This is a genomic window from Streptomyces flaveus (assembly GCF_014647675.1).
In the GTDB taxonomy this organism is placed as follows: Bacteria; Actinomycetota; Actinomycetes; order Streptomycetales; family Streptomycetaceae; genus Streptomyces; species Streptomyces flaveus.
The window spans coordinates 1-507 of sequence record NZ_BMPQ01000024.1; the positions used below are offsets into that span (position 1 = coordinate 1).

General features: G+C 68.0%; 1 protein-coding gene. It reads left to right on the forward strand.

What is annotated here, in order from left to right; translation table 11 throughout:
- On the forward strand, positions 1 to 507 hold a 507-nt coding region (locus tag IEZ21_RS33900; RefSeq protein ID WP_189325753.1), incomplete at both ends, for a reverse transcriptase/maturase family protein.

A 507-nucleotide genomic window follows, 5' to 3' on the forward strand; every position in this document is an offset into this window, starting at 1 on the left:
ACGGGTTCCGGCCCAACCGCCGGGCTCATGACGCGATCGCGGAGATCGTCTATCTGGCTCAGCGGGGCTACGAAGTGGTCCTGGAGGCCGACATCGAGGCGTGTTTCGACAACATCGATCACGTCGCGTTGATGGACCGGCTGCGAGCCCGGATCTCCGACAAACGAGTCCTGGCCTTGGTGAAGGCGTTCTTGAAGGCCGGGGTCATGCACCACGGCATCGCCAAGGACACCCTCACGGGCACTCCCCAGGGCGGGATTCTCTCCCCGCTGCTGGCCAACATCGCGCTCAGCGCGCTGGACGAGCACTTCCACGCCCAGTGGCAGAGCCTGATGAGCGGCAAGTACCAGCGGGAGAAGCGCCGCAAGACCGGCACGGGGAACTGGCGCCTGGTCCGCTACGCGGACGACTTCGTCGTCCTGGTCAGCGGCCCGGCCCAGCGGGCCGAGGCCCTGCGCGAGCAGGTCGCCGACGTCCTGGCCCCGCTCGGACTGCGGCTCTCCGATG